Raw genomic sequence first — 23,586 nt, 5'->3', positions numbered from 1 at the left:
ACACGCGCTTGCGGCGGTTTGAGCCAATGAGGCCGAGTCCGACTCGGCCTCATTCTAGGTTGATTCCAACGGGAGGAGGACGAAATGCTTTCAATTCCCCGCCGCCATTTCCTTATCGCTGCCGCCGGAACGGCCGGTGCCGCGGCGTCTTCGCTGACCCCGCTCGGCAGCCGGCCGGCGCTGGCGCAGGAAAGCGAGAATGGCTCAGGATCTTTGCCGGAGCCATTCGGCTCGAAAATCGCGGATTCTCTGATTGTCCATTCCGAGTTGACGTTGGAGACGGAACGCGATGCGATCGGCACCAGCGGCATTACCGCCAAGGATATCCTTTACGTTCGCAACAATCTTCCCACGCCCAGTGAAGAGATCGTTGCAGACCCGGATGCCTGGGAAGTGCAGATCGAAGGTGTGCGCGAACCACGCAGCGTGACCGTGGGCGAGCTCAAGAGTATGGGCGTCGAGACGGTTTCTACTGTTCTGCAGTGCTCCGGCAATGGCCGCGGCTTCTTCGATCATGAGACGAGCGGCTCTCAATGGCTCACGGGTGCCGCCGGAAACCTTTTGTGGAGCGGTGTGCCCGTCCGCGATGTGGTTGAAGCGCTGGGTGGCCTGGAGGACGGCCGCAATTTCATGACCAGCACGGGTGGCGAGGATTTACCCGAAGGTGTCGACGAGAGCCAAGTGGTGGTGGAGCGCTCAATCCCGGTCGACCACGCGATGGAGCACGGGATTCTCGCTTGGGAAATGAACGGCGAGCCGGTGCCGCTGATTCATGGCGGACCTCTGCGCGTCGTCATTCCCGGCTATTACGGGATCAACAACGTTAAATACGTAAGACGTGTAGCCTTTACGGAAGAGGAAAGCGACGCGTCCATCATGCGCACGAGCTATCGCGTTCGCCCGGTCGGTGTGGAGGGTGCTCCTGACCAACCTTCCATGTGGGAAATGAAGGTCAAATCCTGGATCACCCGGCCGCTGGCCGATGTGGAGAGTGGCCGTGTTCTGCTCTATGGCGTCGCGTTCGGCGGCATCAATGCGCTGGAGCGTGTCGAGGTGTCTACGGATGGCGGCGAGAACTGGCAGGAAGCGCGTCTGCTCGGGCCGGATCTCGGCCGGTTCGCCTGGCAACCTTTCGTTCTCTCGGCGGAGCTTGAACCCGGAACGTACACCGTCACCAGCCGCGCGACGGATTCGGAAGGCCGTGTTCAGGAGGAAGTTACAGAGCCGAATCACCGTGGTTATGATTACAGCGGGTGGCGCGTGCTTGCCGTGGATGTCACCGTCGTCTAATCTCGTTAAGCCCGCCCTGTTCGGGGCGGGCTCTTTTTCCAATGGAGTGCTTTTATGCTGAAGGCCTGCCGCTACGCCGGTGTTTTTGTATGTCTGGCCGTGACCATACCTCTTGCCGGGGCCAGTGAGGACAATCCTTCGGAAGAACAGATCGAAATGGGGCGCGAGGTGTTCACCTCTGCCGAGCCCGCCTGTGTTGTCTGCCATACCTTGCAGGACGCCGAAGCGGCGGGGCGTATCGGTCCCAACCTGGACGACCTGCAGCCGAGCGAAGATCAGGTTCGCCTGGTCGTGCGTGGTGGTGCCGGCGCCATGCCCGCCTATGAAGGCCTGCTCAGCGATGAAGAGATCGATGCCGTGGCGGCTTATGTCGCCCACGCGGCCGGCGGCGAATAGCGGATAAATAACGCCAAAGCCGCACGCCCGACAGGCTTTCGCAGTTGCAAGCGCGGCGTGACGGCTTCCCCGATATCCACACCTGATACACACTACATATAGCGGTCACAAAACTTACAAGAACGATCCCTTGACGGGGGCATACGAGTCGCCTTTTATACTCCCATAACGTCCGTTCGTGGGCGCGGCCCGAAAGTTCACCAGTCGGCCTAGTTCTTCAATTGGTAGGTGCGTTGTCGATCACCGCTCGGCTTTTTGCGAGCGGGAGAGAGATGCTTTTGCGCCTGTTTGCGAGTGATTGCGTACCGCTGTCAGTGCTGGCGTTAGGAAGCTGTTAATACTATATTTAGGGTTTGTGGCGCAATCTGACACTAGATAAGGTGCAGTTCTCCGCTTGGAGAGATCACCTCGCGAAGCGTCGGATTGGTCCGGCCCGGCTCCTCAACCGGCGGCATGCTTTATCGGCAGGCTGGCGGGGAACGGGGTCTGGGAAGCGGGCGGAATGGCGGCCGTTGCATGGGGCACGGGCCGTTTTCGGCGGAATGGACTCCGTCGCGAAAATGTGACGGGAATTGCCCCGAGCGGGGCACTATATTTTGGGATCGAGAGGGACGAAGATGCGCATCGAACGCCGGTTCACCAGAGAAGGCCAGTCTCCATACGCGGAGGTCGAATTCCGCAAGGCTACGAGCGAGATCAAAAACCCGGATGGCTCCACGGTCTTCCGGCTCGCCGATATCGATGTGCCGGCCCAATTCTCTCAGGTCGCCAGCGACATCCTGGCGCAGAAGTATTTCCGCAAGGCCGGCGTGCCCGCGCGCCTGAAAAAGGTCGAGGAGAATTCGGTCCCCTCCTTCCTGTGGCGTTCGGTGGCCGACGAGGAAGCGCTGAAAGAGTTGCCCGAGGACGAGCGCTACGGCTCCGAGATCGACGCGCGCCAGGTCTTTACTCGTCTCGCCGGCACCTGGACTTATTGGGGCTGGAAGGGCGGCTATTTCGATTCCGAGAACGACGCCCAGGCCTTCATGGACGAGCTTTGCTACATGCTCGCCACCCAGCGCGTCGCGCCCAACTCGCCGCAATGGTTCAACACCGGGCTCCACTGGGCCTACGGCATCGACGGCCCCGGCCAGGGCCACTATTACGTCGACCCCTTCACCGGCAAGCTGACCAAGTCCAAATCGGCCTACGAACATCCGCAGCCGCATGCCTGCTTCATCCAGTCCGTGGGCGACGACCTCGTCAATGAGGGCGGCATCATGGATCTCTGGGTGCGCGAGGCGCGGCTGTTCAAATACGGCTCCGGCACCGGCTCCAACTTCTCGCATCTGCGTGGCGAGGGTGAGAAGCTGTCGGGCGGCGGCAAGTCCTCCGGCCTCATGTCCTTCCTCAAGATCGGCGACCGCGCTGCCGGCGCCATCAAGTCCGGTGGCACGACGCGGCGTGCGGCCAAGATGGTCGTGGTCGACATCGACCACCCGGATATCGAGGAATATATCGACTGGAAGGTGAAGGAGGAGCAGAAGGTCGCCGCCCTCGTCACCGGCTCCAAGATCGTCAAGAAACACCTCGAAGCCATCATGAAGGCCTGCGTCAACTGTCAGGCCGACAATGACGACTGCTTCGACCCCACGAAGAATCCGGCACTGAAGCGCGAGGTGAAGCTCGCCAAGCGCAATGCCGTGCCGGAAAACTACGTCAAGCGCGTCATCCAGTTTGCGCGTCAGGGCCACACGGACATCGAGTTCAAGACCTACGACACGGATTGGGACTCGGAGGCCTATCTCACCGTCTCCGGTCAGAACTCCAATAACTCCGTCTCGTTGAAGGACGACTTCCTGCGCGCCGTCGAGAGCGACGGCGAGTGGAAGCTGATCAACCGCATCGACGGCAAGCCCGCCAAGACGCTGAAGGCCCGCGATTTGTGGGAAAAGATCGGCTACGCCGCCTGGGCGTCGGCTGACCCGGGGCTGCACTTCAACACCACCATGAACGACTGGCACACCTCGCCGGCCGCCGGCCCCATCCGCGCCTCCAATCCGTGCTCGGAATACATGTTCCTGGACGACACGGCCTGCAATCTCGCCTCGGTGAACCTGCTGCAGTACCGGCAGAAGGACGGTACAATCGACATCGCGGCTTACGAGCATACCGTGCGGCTGTGGACGATGGTGCTGGAAATCTCCGTCATGATGGCGCAGTTCCCGTCCAAGGAGATCGCCAGGCTTTCTTACGAGTACCGCACGCTCGGCCTCGGCTATGCCAATATCGGCGGCCTGCTGATGACCTCGGGCATTCCCTACGATTCCGACGAGGCCCGCGCCATCTGCGGCTCGCTCACGGCGATCATGACGGGCGTGGCCTACGCAACTAGCGCCGAAATGGCCGGCGAACTCGGACCCTTCCCGGATTACGAGCGCAATTCCCGGCACATGCTGCGCGTCATCCGCAATCACCGCCGCGCAGCCCATGGCGAAACGCAAGGTTATGAGGGCCTCGCCGTCAATCCCGTCGCGCTCAAGCCCGAGGATTGCCCGCTGCCCAACCTGATGGAGCATGCCCGCGCTGCCTGGGACCGCGCGCTTGAGCTGGGCGAACAGCACGGCTACCGCAACGCGCAGGCCACCGTCATCGCGCCCACGGGCACGATCGGCCTCGTCATGGATTGCGACACGACCGGCATCGAGCCCGACTTCGCGCTGGTGAAGTTCAAGAAGCTCGCCGGCGGCGGCTATTTCAAGATCATCAACCGCGCCGTGCCGGAGGCGCTGCGTAGTCTCGGGTACTCCGAAGCGCAGATCGCCGAGATCGAGGCCTATGCCGTCGGCCATGGCAATCTGAACCAGGCCCCTGGCGTCAATCCCTCGATCCTGAAGGCGAAAGGCTTCACTGACGAGAAGATCGAGGCGCTCAACGGCGCGCTGAAGGCCGCCTTCGACATCAAGTTCGTCTTCAATCAGTGGACGCTGGGTGCGGACTGGCTGAAAGAGAATTTCGGCTTCACGAGCGAGCAGCTCGACGATTTCTCCTTCGAGCTTCTGCCCGCGCTCGGCTTCTCGAAGAAGGAGATCGAGGCCGCCAACATCCACATTTGCGGCGCCATGACGCTGGAAGGCGCGCCGCACCTGAAGGATGAGCACCTGCCCGTCTTCGACTGCGCCAATCCCTGCGGCAAGGTCGGCAAGCGCTATCTCTCGGTCGAGTCCCACATCCGCATGATGGCCGCGGCCCAGCCCTTCATCTCGGGCGCCATTTCCAAGACCATCAACATGCCGAACGACGCCACGGTCGAGGACTGCAAGGAAGCCTACATGCTCTCCTGGAAGCTGGCGCTGAAGGCCAACGCGCTCTACCGCGACGGTTCCAAGCTCTCGCAGCCGCTCAATTCCTCGCTGCTTTCGGATGACGAGGACGAGGCCGACGATCTGGCCGAGGAGCTGGTGGCGAGCCCCGCTGCCGCCCAGGCCACACAGGTCACCGAGAAGATCGTCGAGCGCGTGGTCGAGCGCCTCTACCGCGACCGCGAGAAGCTGCCCAACCGCCGCAAGGGCTACACCCAGAAGGCCGTGGTCGGTGGGCACAAGGTGTACCTGCGTACCGGCGAGTTCGACGATGGCCGCCTCGGCGAGATATTCATCGACATGCACAAGGAAGGTGCCGCTTTCGGCGCCATGATGAACAATTTTGCCATCGCCATCTCCATCGGCCTGCAATACGGCGTGCCGCTGGAGGAATATGTCGACGCCTTCACCTTCACCAAGTTCGAGCCGGCCGGCATGGTGCAGGGCAATGACGCCATCAAGAACGCCACCTCGATCCTGGACTATGTCTTCCGCGAGCTGGCGGTCTCCTATCTCGAGCGTTCGGACCTCGCCCATGTCGACACGTCCGACTTCACCAACACCGCGCTCGGCCGCGGCATCAACGAGGGCAAGGCGACCCCCTTCTCCAAGGGCCTGACGCGCGGCGCCTCGCCTTTCAAGCTGGTCAGCAGCAAGGAGCCGAGGGGCGAAGCCGGTTCGGACTCCCCTGCCCGTTCCACGCCCGCCGGCGGCTCCGCCTCGAATGTCCGCGCCATCTCGTCGGGCAGCGCGGTGACGGCGCTAAGTTCCGCCAACCCCGGCCTCCAGGAAGAGCCCACCGCCTTCCGCCGCGACTATGAGGAGCGCGCCCGCGAGCTTGCCGAGGAAGCCGAGGCGGAAGAAGGCACGGACGCCCTATTCTCGGAAAAGGCAGCCGATGAAGCGGCGGAGGCCAAAAAGGTAGAGTCCCGCCGCCGCCAGCAGGCAATCGCCCAAGGCTACACCGGCAACATGTGCTCCGAGTGCCAGAATTTCACGATGGTGCGGAACGGCACGTGTGAGAAGTGCGATACATGCGGGGCGACGAGCGGGTGTAGTTGAGGCAACAAAGGGGTTTGAGGAGGGCAACATAGTTTGTCCTCCTGCAGCCTAACATGTCCGCAATGGCAGCTTGGCGATGTCCCAACTGCAGAAAATGGCTGAAGCTCATGAAATCCGGGCAGTTTGCTGCCCGGTTTTCTGTTGCCGGAAAAAGGCCGGAAGTAGGCCTCAGCTGTCAGAAGTAGCGAGGTTTGTGCTTACGGCAACCAAACGCAAGTGCACTAGGTTCTGTGGACAAAATGTTCAAACGTGATCTGCCAAGGGTCACTCTCCAAAGAGCGCTCTTCGCCAATCCAATGGAAACTGTTTGCAGTGATCTCTGTGAATCGCCACCGTGCTTTCAGCCCGCGTGAATCCTCACCTAGCTGAACAATGTCCTTGCCCTCTGCCCGTCCGATCTGGCGCGAGTAATCTTGGTTGAGCGGGTCACTCCAAATGATGTGCCAACCGCCGATCTCGGGATCGAAAACGCGTAAGGTCGTGCCATACATGGTGGATGGAGCAGGGCGCTTGGGCCTGATCCAGATATCCTGAATTGCACGGCCTTCGAGTACCCAGTCGAAATGGATTTCCCCGGTCGATTTCTGTTTCGTGCCGTCATGGAGATGATGAAGCGTCTCCATTTCCCAGCTTCCAATGAGCCACCCATAAAGCTCCATGTCCTTCGCGTATTCAGTTACCGGACCGTCGGATCCAAGAGCAGCGAGAAGCGTAGAAATCGTCATAGTCCAAAACCTTTTGTTGCGCGGCATAGATAGAGAATATCACACAGTCTCCCTGACAGCCCTCTGTCAGGAGGTGCGCGTAAAGACTTTTCAGCCCCGCCTGGGTCGTGCAGATAAACGGGATTCCCATTTCACCTGACGCGTGATTCAACGCTGCTCTTTGAGGAGAGCGGCGTTGATTCGACGACTGATGAGCGATGCGGAATGGGCGTTCTTCGCGCCGTTCCTGATCGAGAACCGTTCGAGCGGCGGCCGACGGCCGCAGGATCACCGCAAGGTGCTGGACGGCATCTTCTGGATCACGCGGACGGGCTCGCCCTGGCGTGATCTGCCGGCCGAGTTCGGCAACTGGAACTCAGTCCATCGCCAGTATCGCCGCTGGACGGAAGCCGGCGTCCGGGACGTGATGCTGGCAGGCCTTGCCGAAAGCGACGCGGCCGACACCACCATGCAGATGATCGACAGCACGATCGTGAGGGCGCACCAGCACGCAGCCGGCGGAAAAGGGGGATTCAAAGAAATGCTATTGGCCGTTCGCGCGGTGGGCTCACGACCAAGCTTCATACCCGAACGGATGCGCAGGGCCTCGCCATCGGCTTCTGCCTGACGCCCGGCCAAGCCTCGGACATGGCCGCCTACCAGGAGCTGATGCAGGAGGAGGCACCCGATCCGGCCGCGATGCTGGCCGACAAGGGGTATGACAGCGACGCCATTCGCAACGATCTCGAGCGGCGCGGCGCGGACCCGGTGATCCCGGCAAAGTCGAACCGCAGAGTTCAGCGCCCGGTCGACAAAACCAAATACGCGCTGCGCAACCGCATCGAGCGCTTCTTCAATCGCCTCAAGCAGTCGCGGCGCATCGCCACGCGATACGACAAGCTGGCTTCAAGCTTCCTCGGCTTCGTTCAACTCGCAACGATCAGACAGTGGATCAGGTTTGTCCACACGACCTAGGCCAACCGAAAGATTCCTCGCTCGGTTGCGTCTTGAATTCGCTACTTCCGAAGAAACCTTGCAAGCTCTTTTGACACCCTGTCCGGTATTTCCGTTAGTATCCCATTCTTCATTTCACGGAAGACGGTCAGAGAGCTGTCGGGCATGGCATCAGCAATGTAACGCGCGACCCTTGCATCGCTGCCCGACGAGTGCTCCCCCGTCATGACCAGACCGGGCATGCGTAGGTGCGGGAGTTTCGGACTGATATCCGTTTCGAGGTAGAGACTGTATGCGTCGATAAATACGCGGTCCTCTATGCTGTTGAGCTGTTCGAGCCTTGCTTCAAGTGATCCTGGATGTGCCGCAACGAATGCATTGGTGTACCAACGCTTCACCAGTCCCGGTAAAACCTTTCCGACGCCATCGGCCGAGAGTTGGCGGAGAAGTTGTTTCCCCGCAGATTTAGCCTTTTCGTCACGACGCGCAGGGGCGGCGATCATACAGAGTTTCCTGACCCGGTCCGGAAAACGGTACGCATACTCGGCTGCGATCAGAGCGCCCAGAGAATGGCCAACGAGAAAACATTCTCTCAGCGAAAGTTCGTTTCGCAGTTGCTCGAGATCGTCAACGAGCAAGTCCAAGGTCAGCTTGTCGTACTCCTTACTGGATGCTCCATGCCCCCTGAGATCGTATGAGATGCAACGGTAATCGACTGCCAAATCGCGGACAACATGGCTCCAGACTTCGTGTGTCGAGGCGTTCCCGTGCACGAAGAGAACATCCGGGCCCTCCCCCTTCACGTAATGCGCTATCCTGCGGCTTACGGTCTGCATTCAGCTGCCCTTGGACTTTTGGCTGACCAGCGTTCCGGCGCTCCCCCAGTTTTCGGGGGAATACTCGCTGATGACCACCTGGACGGAAGCCGGATTTCCCCCGCAGCTTCGCACGAAACCATCTGTCAGCTCCCTGACGAGACCGGTCTTCTGCTCTTCGCTACGCCCCTCGAACATTTCCACGCGGATAATCGGCATTATGGCTCCTCATTGCGAGATATGGCTTCGGATTAGGTTCAGATGCCGGGCTTGTGGTCGACGGCGCAACGCAAATTGCGCTGAAGCGCGTTCGTCCTTGCCACGATGGGAAGGATTCTGCTGCGGAGGCCGAGCAGTTTTTGCGGCCATCGTGTGCCAATGTACCCGTAAAGGTAGGACATCTTTTGAGTTTGGTCGATGTAAGGCCGTTCCATCTCTTCCCATTTCGCCAATGCTGCGGGGATGTCGTTTTTCTCGGCCACAGCCCTAGCAAGCACGGTCGCGTTTACGATGGCTACGCATGCACCTTGGCCGAGATTCGGCGACATCCCGTGTGCCGCGTCGCCCACAATGCAGACATTGCCCCGCGACCATGCAGAACAGAAAACGTTGAAGAACGGACGCCAATACTCTTCTGGATGTCTTGGAAGTCGACTGAGGTACTCTTCGTAGATTGGATGGCTGTCAACCCAAGCCTCCAGGTTGAAAGGCTGCTGGATTCTCCCGGCCGTGTCGTGCTCCGGGCAACAGAGGAAGACATAATGATATTCCTTGCTTGCCGCGGCCATGCCGATCCTGCGGCCGCCGTTCCACATTTCTATTCGCTGTCTACTGAGGCCGTCACCCTCCATGCGTGGAATGAGATGCCTCCCGCAGCCGTCCTTCAGATCGATAATTCGCTCGGTCAACCGCAGGGAGTCTCGCACCCGTGAAAAGACCCCGTCGGCTCCGACGACCAGGTCTGCCTTCGGGCCGTAGCCTCCCGGAAATTCAAGCCTGCCTTCAGGATCAGCGCCCAGAACGCGTGAGTTCGTTACAATTTCCACACCTTCTTTTACCGCCTGTTCGGCAAGTATGCGGTGCAGTTCAGTACGGAGGATTACAATGAGCTCAGGATCCGCATCGCCCTCACGCCTGAGCTTCACTTCCCTTGCCTTGTGGTCCTGCAGGAGACGGGGTTTTTCCGACCGAACTCCCGTCGTGGCAACCTGGTCGTAGACACCAAGAGTCCTCAGTGCGTCGAGCGCATTCTGCCAAAGGTAAATGCCAGCCCCGATTTCTCGGAGGTCCTTTCCCTTCTCATGCACCCTTACTTTCCATCCCTGCTGTGCAAGCGCCGTCGCCGCTGCGAGTCCAGCCAGCCCTGCCCCGGCTATTTCGGCTACCCTTGACCTGCTCATTTCTGTGTACCCTCTGCCTGAGGCTTCTGTCCGGCAATAAAGTTGTTGATCTCGGAAGCCACCTTCGAAGGTGCTTCGGCGAGAATCGAATGTTTTAGATTTTTCAGGATTACGAGTTCGGAGTTCTGCAGCTGACTGTGTATGAACTCGTTCAGCCGGGGATTGCAGCCGCCGTCAAACTCACCTGTCAAGACGAGCGAGGGAGTAGCGATTTCGTGGAGCCACGGAGCCATCTCCGTTTCCGCGTAGATGTGAAAGACATTCAGGAAAACCTTCGGATCCGTTCCCATTACCTGTTTCAGGCGCGCTTCCACGACCCCGGGATTGGCCCGTGCAAATTCATCGGTGTACCAGCGGTCAACAAGCGTCTCGAGAACGTTACCGATGCCCTCCTTTTCCATCCGGGCCACCACGCCCTGGACTTTTTCGCTGTCGCTTTCCGTACGGCCGGCGGCGGTTGAAAGCAGCGCGAGCGTAGTGACGCGATTTGGGTACTTTCGGGCATAGGCGGGACCGATCATCCCCCCAAGAGAGTGCCCCGCCACGTGCATCCTGTCCAAACCCAGCCTGGCCCGGAGCCTTTCCAAATCGTCGACCAACTCGTCGAGCCCGAATTCGTGCTCCGGAACGGTGGCTTCCCCGTGACCTCGCAAGTCGTAAGTGATGCATCGGAAGTCTGACTTGAGGATCTCAACGACACCGTCCCATGCGCCATGCGACGCTCCGATGCCGTGAACAAACACCAAGGGTTCCCCGCTTCCGGTTTCCCAATGAGGACAATCGATCGAAACCGCCATTCCTACAAATCCAATCTTGCTCAAGTTCAGCCAAACCGCGGCGAAATCTGATGCTGCGGCGAGCCAATCAAATTCAACGACTGAAATTCGGTCAAACGAATAATTTCGATCTATATATCGATTATATCGATGCTAGAGCATTATCGATTTCATCGAATAAACCATGAAAAATATCGATTTGCCTTGATGATAACACTCTGCTTGGCTTCGTATCCGAGTGAGACAATTCAAAAGAAATGAGATCGCGATCTGGTTAGGCGGAACCACGCGACAAGGAATGCAAGGGGTGGAAGGCAGCCGACTGGCCAGTGGACTGAGAAGGCTGGCAGTATGCCTGAGAACAGTGAATCGTACGAAAACAGGGGCGCGCCACTGGAATGGCACCGAAACTGGAAACCAAAGGGCTTTACAAGGTCTACGGGGGGCGGCCCGAAAAGGCACTAGACTTGGCTGGCCAAGGCGAGCATCCGTCTGACATTCTTGCAAGGACGGGGCAGATGCTTGCCGTTTCCGATATTTCTTTCGAGGTCACAGAAGGGGAGATCTTCACGATCATGGGGCTGTCGGGCTCGGGCAAATCAACGCTTGTGCGATGCCTGAACCGCCTCATCGAACCAACGGCTGGTTCCGTCTCAGTCGACGGTGAAGTTGTTTCCGATATGCCGCCATCACGGCTGAGAGAGTTGCGTCGGCGGAAAATAGCAATGGTGTTCCAGAACTTCGCTCTTCTCCCGCACAAGTCTGTTCTAGAGAATGTAGAATTTGGCCTGATGCTCCGCGGCGAACCCAAGGAAGTACGCCGTAAGAAAGTGACCAATGCCCTGGAGCAAGTCGGTCTTTCGGCATGGGGAAATCGACATCCTGATAACCTGAGTGGGGGGATGAAACAGCGCGTTGGTCTCGCGCGCGCATTGGCCAGCAACGCGGATATCATGTTGATGGATGAGCCTTTCAGCGCACTCGATCCTCTGATCAGGGCCGATCTTCAGAACGAGTTGCTGCGAATCCAGAGGGAGATCAGGAAGACGATCATCTTTATTACTCATGATTTTCATGAGGCGGTTAAGCTCAGCGATCACATGGCCATCATGCGCGACGGTCGCTTTGTTCAGACGGGCACTCCGGAAGAGATCGTCCTCAAACCAGTTGACGATTACGTGAGAGAATTCTCGAAGGATCTGGATCGAGCTCGTGTTGTTACCGCCGGAACGATGTCCGGGTTGGGAGGTAGGGCGTTCACAACTAACACCTCGGCCGATACTGTCGTAGGCTTCATGAGAGAGACCGGCCGCAACTGTGTGGTCGTCGTGGACACTTCAGGAAAGCCTAAGGGTTATCTTTTTCGAAAGGATCTGGAAGACCGTCCGGATCTTGCCGGCAAGTCCGCCAAGGACTTCTGTAACGGGACCAGCGTTAAGTGTATTGCCGCCACCGACCACCTTATCGACGTCTATCCGCTCTTCCAGGACGGCCTACCCCTTGCCGTGATCGATAGCTCGAACCGAGTTTCGGGCACGTTCGAGGCAAACGATGTGCTAGTCCACCTGGCAGACCCGGCCCAGGTCACGACAGAAGCCGCTACATCGCAAGCCACGCCAAAAGGGGCGGAGCGGATATGAATAGATTACCCAGAGAATTCGAATTGCCAGTCGACGAGGTGATAAACTCGTTCATCGACTGGTTGGTGGCAGGCTGGCGGCCGCTGTTTCAGGCTATCAGTTGGCCGATCGAGAACGTTCTGGATGGCGTCCAGTATTTCATGCACGCCCTGCCCTTCTGGGTGGTAATCTTGGTTTTTCTCGCTGTCGGATCGGTTGCCGCCGGAATAAGGGTTGGCCTCTTCTCGGCGCTCGCGTTCCTAGCCATCGCTTTCATGGGTATCTGGAGCGAGGCAATGACGACGCTGGCCATTCTGGTTACGTCACTAACTTTCTGCGTATCAGTCGGAATTCCGGTTGGCATCCTGGCCGGTAAAAGCGATCTCTTCTGGGCGGCCATGCGCCCTGTACTCGACGTGATGCAGACCACGCCATCCTTTGTGTACCTGGTTCCTGTCGTCATGTTATTCGGAATCGGGACCGTACCGGGCGTGATAGCGACGATCGTTTTCTCCATACCGCCCATCATCCGGCTTACCAACCTCGGCATGCGTCAGGTTCCGGTCGAAACCAGAGAAGCAGGAGAAGCCTTCGGAGCCACCGAGTGGCAGGCGCTGATGCACATCCGATTGCCGCTGGCGCTACCCTCCATCATGGCTGGACTCAACCAGACGCTCCTCATGTCAATGGTGATGAGCGTCATCATTTCCATGATTGGAGCAGAAGGGCTCGGCCTCATAGTACTGCAAGGCATTGGGAGATTGGATGTGGGCCTCGCCGGTATTGGCGGCATCGGAATCATCCTGCTTGCGATCACGCTCGATCGCATCACGCAAGGACTTGGTGAGCGTACGAAACATCGCCACAACGATGCCGAGACTGCATCTCTGCTAAAGCGGATCAGAACGGCGATCGTCCCGATAAGAAACCAAGCAGTACAGAACTAGACCGATCAATGGGAGGTACAGCAATGAAGAGGACTGTTGGAAAGATTACCATGACGTTAGGCGTTGCCTTCCTAGCGCTGTCGGGGGTGAATGCATATGCACAGGAACTGCCAGGGGAAGGAAAGCGCGCTAAGCCTGCGCGGCCCAACTGGGATTCCTTCTGGTTTGGGCAGGAAATACTCGACCAAGGCTTGGAGCAACTTGGATATGAGGTCGACAGGCCAAAAACATTGGGCGTACCGGCAATCTTCACGTCCATGGCCCGGGGCGACCTGCATTACATGGCAGACACAATCCTGCCAAATCATGCACCCATGTACGAAGAGACTGAAGGCGAGGTCAGGCGGATCGGACCGATTATGGATCCCGGAACCATCCAGGGATACGCCGTGGACCGCAAGACGGCCGAAGAATACGACATCCAATATCTGGAGGACCTAAAAGATCCCGAGATCGCAGCTCTGTTCGACCAGGATGGTGATGGACGAGCAGACATGATCGGGCCAAACGCAGATTGGGAAGGATCATCCGCAGTTGTGCGGCATCACATGAAAGAACTTGGGCTTGAGGATACAATCCGCGTAGTCCAGGGCGAGTACACTATGATGTCGGCCGATGCTAAGGGGCGCTATGCGGATGGACAGCCGATTTTTCTCTACACCTGGTATCCTAACCCAACGACGATGGATCTGTTGCCCGGTGAAGACCTTGTCTGGCTTGAACTTCGCAATCCTACATTGCCCGATGACCAAATGGAGCAGTACCAGCCCCTTCAGGACGTCAAAGGCTGCGCGTCTAACCCCTGTGAAATCGGGTGGCTGCCCACGACCTATTATGTCGGTGTCAGCGAAGAGTGGGCCCAGGACAACCCGGCTGCCGTCGCGTTTTTCAATGCAGTCGAAATGCACTTGGAAGACAGGGTTTGGCAGAACGGACTGATGAAAGCCGGCGAAGACCGGGATTCTGATATCGAGCGCCATGCCAGCATGTGGATAGAAGAACACCAAGAGCAGTTCGATTCCTGGATCAAGGCAGCTATAGAGGCTGGCAAGGAGTGAATATCATGGGCCCCGATAAACGCTTTGGGGCCCCAGACCGGAATGGCTTAGCTTTTGACATTACTCAAATCGATAGGTAGCGTCCTGCCATCATGACTTCCGGACCATAGATGGCTAGGCATAAAGATATTAACTGGAACCTGCTGTATACCTTTGTGGTTGTAGCAGAAGCGCAAAGCATCTCGCGGGCTGCCCACATTCTTGGACGGGGCCAGCCGGCGGTTAGTGCAGCCGTGAAAAGCCTGGAAGAACAGATTGGTCTGCAGTTGATCGAACGCGGTCCAAGACTTTTCAGGCTCACCGAAGCAGGCAGACTTCTACACAGGGAAGCCAGCGAAATCTGCGGGGCTGTAGACCGCATTCTGGTTCTTTTGAAGGACTCGGAGGCCGCCCTCGCTGGAAGCGTTCGCCTTACCATTGCGAGCCATATGATGAGCCCGGTGCTGAATCAGGCAGTGCGGGAATTCCATCTCCAACACCAACGGGCTGCTGTTTCGTGCACAGTCATGAACACGCCCGAGATGCTTGAAGCCCTGTCGAACCGACTGATCCATTTCGGCATCGGCCCCATATTTCGGAAACAGCCGGAATTCACCTATTTTCACCTTTTCAAGGAATACTGCGGCTTCTATTGTGGCCCCCAGCATGAGCTTTTTGGGAAGGCTGATCTGGACGTCGGCGACCTCAAAGGCCACAATGAAGTGACTTACAAGTCCGCCATCTTTTCCGACGCTTTGAACTCTATTTCCGAATTGCGGTCGAAGATGGGTTTCCGAGAGCCACCCACTGGCGTTGCCAACAATCTAGAGGAAGTTCGCCGAATGGTCCTTTCCGGTATCGGAATTGGGGCCATTCCCGTCCAAGTCGCAGCGCGCGACGTCAGGGATGGCTTGTTATGGCGGCTACCGCCCTACGAGAACGTTATGCCGATCGACGTCTACTTGATAACCAACGAGAAAGTCCGTCCCAGCCAGACTGAACAAGAGTTCATACGAATTCTCACGGAGACAGTGGGATCCATACCGGAAAAGATGAGGATATACACTGACGACAAGTACGATTACGTGATCTAAGAGATGTTTTGTTGAAGCGTATCTCCGCTCTGGAGTTCGGCACTGCTTCATGGGAGGGGCTCGTAGGAGGTCGGGCGATTGTGCGCTAGCAACGATCAGCTTCGCGAGTGCCTCATAGGCCTCCGCTACTGATTATCAGGGTCGGCTCGGGTCAGGTATGTTAATCTCCCAAGCCCATCCTGCATAGCACTCCCGTGCATGGTCCTAATACGACGAGTTGCCGGAGGCTTACAGTTCGGGCAATGCGCTACGCCGACCCGCTTCAAGCGTTAGTGACTTGGGAATCGGCAGTTCTTCGCTCGGCAAGCACATCGATGATCGACGGTTTCGTACGTGCTTCCTCCAGCATGTCTACCAATGTTTCCACGCTCAATATCGCGAGCGGCGTATCCAGAGTCTTGCCTTGCTTCTCAAACGGCCAAAGCCATTGAGCAATCGCGTCGCTGGGCAGTCGCTCGGGCGCTTTGTCGAGCACAATGCAGGTCGCCTCCTTCGTATCGCCCCTGACCACGTCAGGAGCCAAATGCCGCCATATGATCTGCGTTTTTCCGTCCGAACCGCTTGGCCAGATAGCTGAACGGAATCTCCCTGCCCTGCCTTTGAAGCGCCTTTTCGGTTCTGTCCGGCATCGGGTTCTGCCTCTTCATCTATCACTAACAGAGTGTAACTAGTTTCTCTTGTGTACAGCGTTAGAACGGAAGCGTTGCGATAACGGGAGGAACGCCAAGTTGCGCGGGGAAGCGAGCTCTAGCCGATTTCAGACAACCAGAACTCCAAGACCACCCAACTAGTCCTCCCCGGCGTCAGCCGTTCTGCAAAGCTGCTGTGCGCGTCGTCGCACTTGCATTACAGAATTTAGGAGACTTCTTTTGCTTACCAAGACATATGCGATCGGGGATGTTCATCGTCGCGCAGATCTCCTTGAGCCTTTATTATTGGAAATTGAACGTCATGCCGATCGCATAGGAGTGGAGCCTCGAGTTCTGTTCCTGGGCGATATCGTTGATCGCGGTCCGGACAGTCGGGTGTGTATGGACCTTGTCCATACTACGATAATGAAGTGGCCCACATCTCGGCTTATCCGAGGGAATCACGACAATTACTTCCTTGATTTCATGACTTCCAAAGAACCGAATCCAGGGCGATACGAACGCTGGTTTCTGGAGGTTGGCGGCGCTTCAACAATGCTGTCTTACGGCCTGCTAGAAGCAAAATCGATTAGGGAAGCGGCTGAGGTATTCCGGTCGCACTGGCCCGATCACCTCGAGTTGCTGCGCTCGTCGGAGTACATCCTTGTTGATGACACGTTTGCGTACGTACATGCAGGCATATCTCCCCTGCGCGGACTTGATGACCAGGACCCACGAGATCTGATGATGATACGGGATGAGTTCTTGTCACATGAGAAGCCGTTCTCACGCATCATTGTTCATGGGCATACGCCTACAGCCGACCTGAAGCCCGATGTGAGGCCAAACCGCATCGCCTTGGATACTGGAGCGTATGCCTCCGGGAGGCTTTCATGTTTTGTCGCGCCCGGGATGTCCGATAGCGGGTACTTCCTGTTTTCAATAGCTAATGATGATGGCCGCGTGAAAATTGCGCAGGAGGAAGTCCGGTCGGAAATGGGAAGACCGAGCGAGTTGGCCAATTACTAGAAGCGGTTTCGTATTCATCAATTCCTTTTCTACTCTCAGCGGCGACTGTTGCGGCAACCAGGGAGGTCGACTTGCGTCAATTGCAGCAGTGGATTTGTTCTGTGGTGCTGGCTATCCGCTTGTGGGGACCCTAATGTTTTTTTGACGACCGGGAGGGGGTTAGCTGCAGAACAGCAGTTTATCGCTATATCCAGCCGAACAGGACAGTCCGGTATCAGGCCCCGACGCCGCCGTTGAAGCGATGAACGGGAGCGCTATTGGTGAGATGGCCGGCATTGGGTGGGAAACGGACCGGCAGCTCTTGGTCGCGCGCCCTGCGGAAGCGGACGTTCTCTCGATTCGCGGGCTTTCAGCTTCGCGCCCCATTGTTGACGTTCACTGCCGCAATCGTCCGTTCCAGAAGCGGACGCTTGTTACACGGCCCGTGGACCAACCAACCTCACGCGTCGACACCGAAGGTTTCCATGGTAAGCTGGAGCACGAGGGGGATTGTCTACGTGTTTATTGAGCGAGTGGTCATTGAGAACTATCGATGCCTGAAGAAGGCGGATGTCACGTTCAACGAGAAGATGAACGTGATCGTGGGCAACAACGAATGTGGCAAATCAACCTTGCTGGAGGCGATCCACCTTGCGCTTACCGGGCAGCTCAACGGTCGCCCTTTGGCAATCGAACTGCACCCCTACCTCTTCAACGTCGATCTCGTTCTCGAATATTTCGAGAAGCGCAAACAGGGGCAGACCCCAGAACCGCCCCGCATCCTGATCGAACTTTATCTTGCGAACGATGCCTCACTCGCAAAGCTTAAGGGCAACAACAACAAGCTCGGGCTCGACCAGTCCGGCGTCTCTCTCGCCATTGAGCTAAACCCTGCCTTGGCCGAGGAGTTTGCGGAGTACGTATCGGACCCGGCAGAGATTCAGACCGTTCCGATCGAGTATTATGTCATCCGCTGGCGCAGCTTTTCGGAAAACGATATCTCCAATGCGCGCGAGATCCCGCTCAACGCAAGCCTTATCGACGCGAGCACGATCAGGAATAACGTTGCCGCCAGTCGCTACATCGTTGACATTGTAAAGGAGAGCTTGAGCCCGAAGGAGAAGGTCGACCTGGCTCTCACCTACCGGCTCATGAAGCATCGCTTTCTGGAGCAGCCTAAGGTCCAAACGATCAACGACGCGCTTGCGGAAAAGAAGGGGAAAATCAGCGAAAAAGCCATCTCTCTTTCGCTCGACACGTCGGCGCGGGCCACATGGGAAGCCGGCATCATGCCGCATCTCGATGATACACCGCTGCCGCTAGTCGGCAAGGGAGAGCAGAATGCGGTCAAGATAAAGCTGGCCATGGAGACGTCGGCCAAGTCCAATATCATCCTCATTGAGGAGGCCGAAAACCACCTTTCATATTCCAGCCTCAACGAGCTCATCGGCCATATCGCCGAGCATGCTGGTGACCGCCAGATTTTCATCACAACGCACAGCAGCTTCGTTCTCAACAAGCTCGGCGTCGAGAGCGTCCTCCTATTTAAACGCGGTGAAGCAATTCGGCTCAACGAGCTGAAGGATCAGACCACCCGCGATTATTTCATGAAGCTGCCCGGACACGACACGCTCCGTCTCATCCTGTCGAAGCGGTCGATCCTCGTTGAGGGTCCATCGGACGAACTGATCGTTCAACGTGCCTATCATCGAAAGCACGGCAAAATGCCGCTCGAACAGGGCGTGGACGTCATCTCGGTCAACTCGCTCGCGTTCAAGCGTTTCCTTCAGATCGCTGTGGCTATGAAGAAGGAAGTGGATGTCGTCACGGACAACGACGGCAAGGTCGAAGCTCTGAAGACGAAGTACGCGGACTTCTTCAACTCCGACGAAATCTCAATTCAGTACGACGATGACGAGACAGCAAACACGTTAGAGCCGCAGCTCATGAAGAAGAACGGGCTGAAGGTTATCAACGCCGTCCTTGAAATGGATTTTGCGGACGAGCAGGCAGCTATCGACCACATGATCAACAACAAATCTGCCACGGCTCTGAAATTCTTCGAGACGGACGTTGGGTGGGAAGCTCCGGATTATATCGGCCGTGCCATCCGTTAATCGCATTGTCATATCGGCCGCAGGTGGCGGAAAGACGACGCGCGTCGTCGATCAGGCACTGGCATCCACACAGGGTGTTACGGCGCTCATCACGTACACGCGCAACAATGTGCGCGAGATTCAGCTCAAAGCTTTCGAGCGCTCGCCGGCTGTCCCACCTCATATTGAGGTGCTCTCGTGGTACACCTTCCTGCTGAGAGAGCTTGCTCGTCCCTACCGCTCAGCGCTGCACGAGGAACGCATCCATGGCATTCATTGGGTCGAGGGAAAATCGGCAATCTATTCGGCCGAATCCAAGACCGCAGAACACTATTTCCTCGATGGCGACCGCATCTACTCCGACAAAATAGCCAAATTTATATGCGCTTGTAACGTGGCCTCGGGCGGTGCCATCATGCGTCGCCTCAAGGAGCGGTTCACTCACATCATTATCGATGAAGTGCAAGACATGGCCGGTTACGACCTCGACGTGCTTGAGCTGATCCTGAAAGCCGAGATTCCGCTAACCCTCGTCGGAGATCACCGGCAGGCTATCCTCTCGACCAATAATTCTCCGAAAAACAAACAATTTGCCGGCCCGGCCATCATCAAGAAATTCGAGCTTTGGCAGAAGGCTGGTCTCGTCGGCATCGAGTACGAAACCCATACCTATCGTGGCAATCAGGCGATCGCAGACCTCGGCGACGGATTCTTTCCTAAAGAGCCCAAAACGGTTTCCAAGAACGCCGTCGTGACGGGGCACGATGGGGTTTTTCTGGTAGCGAGCGCCGATGTCGATGAGTACGTGAAGCGCTTCTCCCCGCAGGCACTTCGCTACAATGTGAAAACCCCTTGTGGCGGGTATGCGGCGATGAACTTCGGCGAGGCAAAGGGCCTCACATTCCCACGGGTGCTTATCTTCCCGCATGGCGGTGCAAAATCGTGGCTCGCGTCCGGCAAACTGAGCCATGTCGAGAAATCTGCGACCCGAATGTACGTCGCTGCGACCCGTGCTCGTTACAGCGTAGCTTTCGTGTTCGACGGCAAGACCTGCGCTATACCAGCCACTTGGTGGAAACCATGAGGACTGAGCGTACGCTCTCAGAATCGCTTAGCGAACAGGTTAATAGGCTCGCGGGCGGATTTGAAGCGTCCGCAAAGCGATACATCGCGGCTCCGCCCAACCTTCCTCGCTCTATCCCTTGGTGGTGAAATGGCGCTAGTCGGCACCATCGATCCGTCATGGAAGGACATGTCGAAGTACGTGGTTCATTTCGCGAAAGAAAACCCGCCGAGGTCCGCCTACGACAATGCGATCTCGATCCTTTACGAGCGACGAATCATTGCGAAGAACGCGTTCGGCGCTGGACGTCACCTTGCGCCCGCGAGGAAGTCGGTATGCTTCAGCGAAGTGCCGCTTCACCACCTGAAGCGTCTTGCGGATGTTCGAGGGCAGCACGGCATTGGTTTTCGGAAGGAATATGTCGTGGAACGCGGCGGTGGACCTATCCTCTATGCCTACAAGGATACGATACAGGCGAAGGCGGTCAACGCAATGGTTCATGCAGCCGTAAACGAGCCAAGCTCGCCGATTTGGGATGTCGCACCGTTCGTCGATTTGCCGGGCACCTACGGCAAGTCAAAATACCTCTATGAGTGGGAAAGGGAATGGAGGCACGTCGGCAACCTGCATTTCGCGGAGACGGATCCTGCGTTCTTGATCATTCCCGAGGACCTTGATGATATTGCAAGGGGCTTCTTCGCGTCCGCCAAGCTCGAGCATGTGGGTCCCAGCTACGAATGTCCGTTCATCGATCCCTACTGGGGAGAGGACAAGATAGAAGCTGCCCTCTATCCGTGAACCCATCCGCGGGACGCTCGCCGAGCGTTTCAAACTGCGAGGGCAGCCCAGTCAGACGGCGCGCTTAGGACGCTTACGTCAGATCGGGTGCATTACCGACCGGCTAAAGTCCGGTTGTATTTGTCTGCCTCATCAAACCTGCCAGTCCCCTTCCGGCCCATTCAGTCGCTGCATGAACGGCAGCTCCTGGGCGGCGGAAACAGCTCTCTGAATGTCCGAGTTGGGGTCGGTTGCTGAACGGCGGCTTACTCAATTTTTCGGCCAGAACCGGACAGTCAGCAGACGGCCCCGAATGTGCCCTAGAGAACCATTTCCGATCCGGATGGGAGACGGTCGATATCTAAGGCTGGATTGGGGTGGTTACCAGAAGGGCAGCTTTCGGAACCCAAGCTTAGATTTCTGCCGCTGGCTCCCAGGTAAGTCGATACGCGTCACTGCCCAACGCGGCCGTCACGCGCAACAGTAAGCTTCCTCGATCGTCGTCTTCGGTTGTCAGGACGTGCCGCTCGAGAGGACCGAGCGCCGAGAACTGCTGGTGCAGCGCAGTAATCGGTGCGGGATCAGATAGTGTATCGCCGCCTCGTAGGCGGCAGCGTTCGATCGCAGTCTCCAGGGATGGTCGAAGCACGATGTAGTGAGTCGGAAGGCTGATTGTGCTGAACGCTTCGAGGAACCATGGCCCTACGATGCCGTCAACGATGACGAAGTAACCACCTTTGGCGTAACCGGCTGCGACATTTGCCAAAACGTCAAGCACCACCTCGTTCTGGCGATGCGCTTCCGGAAGATAGGGTGAAACCGCTCCGTGCTTTATGAAATGCCAGAAATCATCTGCATGCAGATGAACCTTGGGCGATCCGCCTAATGCTGCCAAAGCGGAGGCTGTCGTCGTTTTGCCTGCCCCTGGAGTTCCTGTTAGGATCAGAATTTCACCTCTGTGGTCGATGCTCATCGATACTTCTCGCGATTGAATTCGGCTGCTGTGCTGTGGCAGCTTCTGGATGATCGCACGAGCCCTTTCAATGTCTCAGAAGGGGTCGAACGCCGCTTCTCTATGCGGCACGCGAGCCGTGAACGGCAGGCGCAAGATCGCCGATAAACCGTTGGGCGGCTCATCCCGAGCCATTCGCGGTCACCGTCGGGAATACGGCCTCACGTCGGTTGTACGTGCGACATTCCCCTCCGCTCAATCCAGCGCACTTATCGCCAGATCGATTAAACTGTCCGCGCGCTCCTTGTCCAAAGCGTCCCTGAACCGTGCGATGAGCCAGGGATCTCGGACCATCAGCGTCGCGTCCAGGATTGCCTGTGTTGTAGCAGCAAGGTTAATTTTGCGTCCGCTCAACCCGTCAGAGGTTTCGGCAACCAAGCCATCGATTAGACTGGATAGCCGCTTACTATGCGCGGCGACTGCAGCCGGATTGGCGGCGGCGAGTTCCAGATAGGCGCGAAATAGCGCCGGATCCCGATCATGGCGCTCGATCTTTATGGCAAGCTGGGTCTTGAGGAGGTGCCTCAGCCGTGCCCGCGGCGTTCCCTGCCCTTGAGCGATTTCGGCAAGCTTGGCCTCCACCTCGGAAAACCAGCGCGCGGCGAACGCGGCCATGAGCGCCTGCTTGGTCGGGTAGTAGCGATAAGCGTTCGACTGCGACATACCGCATTCGGAGGCAATCTCCGTCACCGTGACCTTGGCGGGCCCGTAGCGCGCGAGCAGCCGCTCTGCAGCGTCAAGAAGCTGCGCCTTTATGAGGTCTTCATCAGGCTTGGGACGAGCCATCTCAGATCCACCGCCGCACTCTACGAGCGTAGCCGCGCCAGGGTTCGCCGAAGACGCGCTCAGCCGCCCGCTCCTCAAAAGGAATGTAATAGAATTGACAGACCAGGAAGAAAAGAGCCGCAGGCGCGAGCGCGCTTAGCCGGTTGGCAAAGACTGCCGCGCCCAAAAGTGAGACACAGAAGCCGAGATACATGGGATTCCGGCTGATGGCGAACAGCCCATTTGTAACGAGCGTGTCCGGAGCTCGGAAAGTGTTGATGTTGGTTCTGACGCGATGGAATTGGCGCGAGGCCGCTATGGTGACCGCCATGCCGATGGCGACAATGGCAATTCCGGGCCAACGCCAGGATTCGGGCAGCAAATGCGGTCCCCATCCGATCCCATAAGCGGCCCCTATAAGGCCTAGCATCGATATCCAGAGTAATGGTGGCAGGATTCGCATGGCAGCTTCCTCTTCATAGAGGACTATAATAACTGATAATAATATTGCAATTATCAATTTTGGTATGCAAGGGTGCACGTCGGCTGATATTGCCATCGAGCGATGCGACTGTCAGCATCCGCCGCAAGGAGGTGGATTGTGGAAAATTCTGCTTTAAGCGGGAGGATGCAGAAGCCGACATTTGAACTAAAGGGTTTCCAGCGTGGGTGGGATTGTACAGATTACCCACTAGCAGCGCGAGGAGTTCGCCATGTTCGTCAACCGCCGCTTTGTTGTGCGTGGACTTTGCGCACTGCTATTCACGCAGACTGGTTTTGCCGCAACCGAACCGGACATGA

21 protein-coding genes are annotated in these 23,586 nt (G+C 57.4%); 12 read left to right on the top strand and 9 right to left on the bottom strand.

Annotated features, from left to right (window positions below; genetic code table 11):
* The first annotated feature begins 84 nt into the window (after window positions 1-84).
* The 3 genes from sorT to LY631_RS04350 all read left to right on the top strand — a co-directional run bounded on the left by sorT (window position 85) and on the right by LY631_RS04350 (window position 6,089).
* The gene (gene sorT / locus LY631_RS04360; protein ID WP_274423918.1) at window positions 85-1,290 is read left to right on the top strand and encodes a SorT family sulfite dehydrogenase catalytic subunit; all 1,206 of its coding nucleotides are present in this window, start codon (window positions 85-87) and stop codon (window positions 1,288-1,290) included.
* Window positions 1,291-1,344: 54 nt separating this feature from the next.
* On the top strand, window positions 1,345-1,686 hold the full coding sequence (gene sorU / locus LY631_RS04355) for a SorU family sulfite dehydrogenase c-type cytochrome subunit (protein ID WP_274423917.1): 342 nt from the start codon (window positions 1,345-1,347) through the stop codon (window positions 1,684-1,686).
* Between the two features lie 617 nt (window positions 1,687-2,303).
* Window positions 2,304-6,089 (top strand): vitamin B12-dependent ribonucleotide reductase, encoded by a 3,786-nt coding sequence (locus LY631_RS04350; protein ID WP_274423916.1) that lies wholly within the window; start codon window positions 2,304-2,306, stop codon window positions 6,087-6,089.
* Window positions 6,090-6,310: 221 nt separating this feature from the next.
* Here the strand turns inward: LY631_RS04350 and LY631_RS04345 are convergent, their stop codons facing one another.
* Window positions 6,311-6,841, bottom strand: a complete 531-nt coding sequence (locus LY631_RS04345) for a hypothetical protein (RefSeq protein ID WP_274423915.1) — start codon at window positions 6,839-6,841, stop codon at window positions 6,311-6,313.
* A 163-nt stretch (window positions 6,842-7,004) separates the two neighbouring features.
* Between LY631_RS04345 and LY631_RS04340 the strand changes: the two genes are divergently transcribed.
* Window positions 7,005-7,768, top strand: a protein-coding gene (locus tag LY631_RS04340; protein WP_274424441.1) for an IS5 family transposase whose coding sequence is annotated in 2 segments (ribosomal slippage) — window positions 7,005-7,326 and window positions 7,326-7,768 — 765 coding nt in all. Because the reading frame shifts where the segments join, the coding sequence is not laid out codon by codon here.
* A 41-nt stretch (window positions 7,769-7,809) separates the two neighbouring features.
* On the opposite strand, the gene LY631_RS04335 is transcribed toward LY631_RS04340, so the two are convergent.
* Genes LY631_RS04335 through LY631_RS04320 form a run of 4 tightly spaced genes read right to left on the bottom strand, consistent with a single transcriptional unit; the run spans window position 7,810 to window position 10,705 of the window.
* A complete protein-coding gene (locus tag LY631_RS04335; RefSeq protein WP_274423914.1) occupies window positions 7,810-8,583 on the bottom strand; it encodes an alpha/beta fold hydrolase in 774 nt (257 codons plus the stop codon).
* Window positions 8,584-8,781, bottom strand: coding sequence for a tautomerase family protein (locus tag LY631_RS04330; protein ID WP_274423913.1), 198 nt, complete (start codon window positions 8,779-8,781; stop codon window positions 8,584-8,586).
* 38 nt (window positions 8,782-8,819) lie between these two features.
* Window positions 8,820-9,962 carry an FAD-dependent oxidoreductase gene (locus LY631_RS04325; RefSeq protein WP_274423912.1) on the bottom strand — a complete coding sequence of 381 codons (1,143 nt, stop codon included), beginning with the start codon at window positions 9,960-9,962 and terminating at the stop codon, window positions 8,820-8,822.
* A complete protein-coding gene (locus LY631_RS04320) occupies window positions 9,959-10,705 on the bottom strand; it encodes an alpha/beta fold hydrolase (protein ID WP_274423911.1) in 747 nt (248 codons plus the stop codon). Before LY631_RS04320 ends, LY631_RS04325 begins: the two co-directional genes overlap by 4 nt.
* A 431-nt stretch (window positions 10,706-11,136) precedes the next feature.
* On the opposite strand from LY631_RS04320, the gene LY631_RS04315 reads away from it, so the two are divergent.
* From LY631_RS04315 to LY631_RS04300, 4 genes are all read left to right on the top strand, one after another.
* Window positions 11,137-12,378, top strand: a complete 1,242-nt coding sequence (locus LY631_RS04315) for a quaternary amine ABC transporter ATP-binding protein (protein ID WP_274423910.1) — start codon at window positions 11,137-11,139, stop codon at window positions 12,376-12,378.
* Window positions 12,375-13,304, top strand: coding sequence for an ABC transporter permease (locus LY631_RS04310; protein ID WP_274423909.1), 930 nt, complete (start codon window positions 12,375-12,377; stop codon window positions 13,302-13,304). The genes LY631_RS04315 and LY631_RS04310 overlap by 4 nt, the downstream gene beginning before the upstream one ends.
* Window positions 13,305-13,327: 23 nt before the next feature.
* Window positions 13,328-14,362 carry a glycine betaine/L-proline ABC transporter substrate-binding protein ProX gene (gene proX, locus LY631_RS04305; protein WP_274423908.1) on the top strand — a complete coding sequence of 345 codons (1,035 nt, stop codon included), beginning with the start codon at window positions 13,328-13,330 and terminating at the stop codon, window positions 14,360-14,362.
* A gap of 110 nt (window positions 14,363-14,472) precedes the next feature.
* Window positions 14,473-15,435 carry a LysR family transcriptional regulator gene (locus tag LY631_RS04300; protein ID WP_274423907.1) on the top strand — a complete coding sequence of 321 codons (963 nt, stop codon included), beginning with the start codon at window positions 14,473-14,475 and terminating at the stop codon, window positions 15,433-15,435.
* A gap of 262 nt (window positions 15,436-15,697) precedes the next feature.
* Here LY631_RS04300 and LY631_RS04295 read toward each other — a convergent pair whose 3' ends face one another.
* Window positions 15,698-15,910 (bottom strand): hypothetical protein, encoded by a 213-nt coding sequence (locus LY631_RS04295; protein ID WP_274423906.1) that lies wholly within the window; start codon window positions 15,908-15,910, stop codon window positions 15,698-15,700.
* 394 nt (window positions 15,911-16,304) lie between these two features.
* Here LY631_RS04295 and LY631_RS04290 point away from each other — a divergent pair, with 394 nt between their 5' ends.
* The 4 genes from LY631_RS04290 to LY631_RS04275 all read left to right on the top strand — a co-directional run bounded on the left by LY631_RS04290 (window position 16,305) and on the right by LY631_RS04275 (window position 21,029).
* On the top strand, window positions 16,305-17,093 hold the full coding sequence (locus tag LY631_RS04290) for a metallophosphoesterase (RefSeq protein WP_274423905.1): 789 nt from the start codon (window positions 16,305-16,307) through the stop codon (window positions 17,091-17,093).
* 497 nt (window positions 17,094-17,590) lie between these two features.
* Window positions 17,591-19,189 (top strand): ATP-dependent nuclease, encoded by a 1,599-nt coding sequence (locus tag LY631_RS04285; RefSeq protein WP_274423904.1) that lies wholly within the window; start codon window positions 17,591-17,593, stop codon window positions 19,187-19,189.
* 109 nt (window positions 19,190-19,298) lie between these two features.
* Complete coding sequence (locus LY631_RS04280; protein ID WP_338000415.1) at window positions 19,299-20,252, top strand: UvrD-helicase domain-containing protein; 954 nt, start codon at window positions 19,299-19,301, stop codon at window positions 20,250-20,252.
* Between the two features lie 129 nt (window positions 20,253-20,381).
* Complete coding sequence (locus LY631_RS04275) at window positions 20,382-21,029, top strand: abortive infection system antitoxin AbiGi family protein (RefSeq protein WP_274423902.1); 648 nt, start codon at window positions 20,382-20,384, stop codon at window positions 21,027-21,029.
* A 391-nt stretch (window positions 21,030-21,420) separates the two neighbouring features.
* On the opposite strand, the gene LY631_RS04270 is transcribed toward LY631_RS04275, so the two are convergent.
* From LY631_RS04270 to LY631_RS04260, 3 genes are all read right to left on the bottom strand, one after another.
* A complete protein-coding gene (locus tag LY631_RS04270) occupies window positions 21,421-21,975 on the bottom strand; it encodes an AAA family ATPase (protein WP_445082848.1) in 555 nt (184 codons plus the stop codon).
* Between the two features lie 240 nt (window positions 21,976-22,215).
* Window positions 22,216-22,806, bottom strand: a complete 591-nt coding sequence (locus LY631_RS04265; protein ID WP_274423900.1) for a TetR/AcrR family transcriptional regulator — start codon at window positions 22,804-22,806, stop codon at window positions 22,216-22,218.
* 1 nt (window position 22,807) lies between these two features.
* Window positions 22,808-23,248 carry a methyltransferase family protein gene (locus tag LY631_RS04260; protein WP_274423899.1) on the bottom strand — a complete coding sequence of 147 codons (441 nt, stop codon included), beginning with the start codon at window positions 23,246-23,248 and terminating at the stop codon, window positions 22,808-22,810.
* Between the last annotated feature and the right edge of the window lie 338 nt (window positions 23,249-23,586).

Origin of the sequence: Chelativorans sp. YIM 93263 (genome assembly GCF_028767125.1) — a bacterium.
Taxonomy (GTDB): Bacteria; Pseudomonadota; Alphaproteobacteria; order Rhizobiales; family Rhizobiaceae; genus Chelativorans.
This window is presented reverse-complemented; position numbering and strand designations above follow the sequence as displayed.

What these genes read in the sequence shown, in the direction of transcription:
- sorT (WP_274423918.1), top strand. Translation starts at nt 85, where the DNA reads ATGCTTTCAATTCCCCGCCGCCATTTCCTTATCGCTGCCGCCGGAACG.
- sorU (WP_274423917.1), top strand. Translation starts at nt 1,345, where the DNA reads ATGCTGAAGGCCTGCCGCTACGCCGGTGTTTTTGTATGTCTGGCCGTG.
- LY631_RS04350 (WP_274423916.1), top strand. Translation starts at nt 2,304, where the DNA reads ATGCGCATCGAACGCCGGTTCACCAGAGAAGGCCAGTCTCCATACGCG.
- LY631_RS04345 (WP_274423915.1), bottom strand. Translation starts at nt 6,841, where the DNA reads ATGCCGCGCAACAAAAGGTTTTGGACTATGACGATTTCTACGCTTCTC.
- LY631_RS04335 (WP_274423914.1), bottom strand. Translation starts at nt 8,583, where the DNA reads ATGCAGACCGTAAGCCGCAGGATAGCGCATTACGTGAAGGGGGAGGGC.
- LY631_RS04330 (WP_274423913.1), bottom strand. Translation starts at nt 8,781, where the DNA reads ATGCCGATTATCCGCGTGGAAATGTTCGAGGGGCGTAGCGAAGAGCAG.
- LY631_RS04325 (WP_274423912.1), bottom strand. Translation starts at nt 9,962, where the DNA reads ATGAGCAGGTCAAGGGTAGCCGAAATAGCCGGGGCAGGGCTGGCTGGA.
- LY631_RS04315 (WP_274423910.1), top strand. Translation starts at nt 11,137, where the DNA reads ATGGCACCGAAACTGGAAACCAAAGGGCTTTACAAGGTCTACGGGGGG.
- LY631_RS04310 (WP_274423909.1), top strand. Translation starts at nt 12,375, where the DNA reads ATGAATAGATTACCCAGAGAATTCGAATTGCCAGTCGACGAGGTGATA.
- proX (WP_274423908.1), top strand. Translation starts at nt 13,328, where the DNA reads ATGAAGAGGACTGTTGGAAAGATTACCATGACGTTAGGCGTTGCCTTC.
- LY631_RS04300 (WP_274423907.1), top strand. Translation starts at nt 14,473, where the DNA reads ATGGCTAGGCATAAAGATATTAACTGGAACCTGCTGTATACCTTTGTG.
- LY631_RS04275 (WP_274423902.1), top strand. Translation starts at nt 20,382, where the DNA reads ATGGCGCTAGTCGGCACCATCGATCCGTCATGGAAGGACATGTCGAAG.
- LY631_RS04265 (WP_274423900.1), bottom strand. Translation starts at nt 22,806, where the DNA reads ATGGCTCGTCCCAAGCCTGATGAAGACCTCATAAAGGCGCAGCTTCTT.
- LY631_RS04260 (WP_274423899.1), bottom strand. Translation starts at nt 23,248, where the DNA reads ATGCGAATCCTGCCACCATTACTCTGGATATCGATGCTAGGCCTTATA.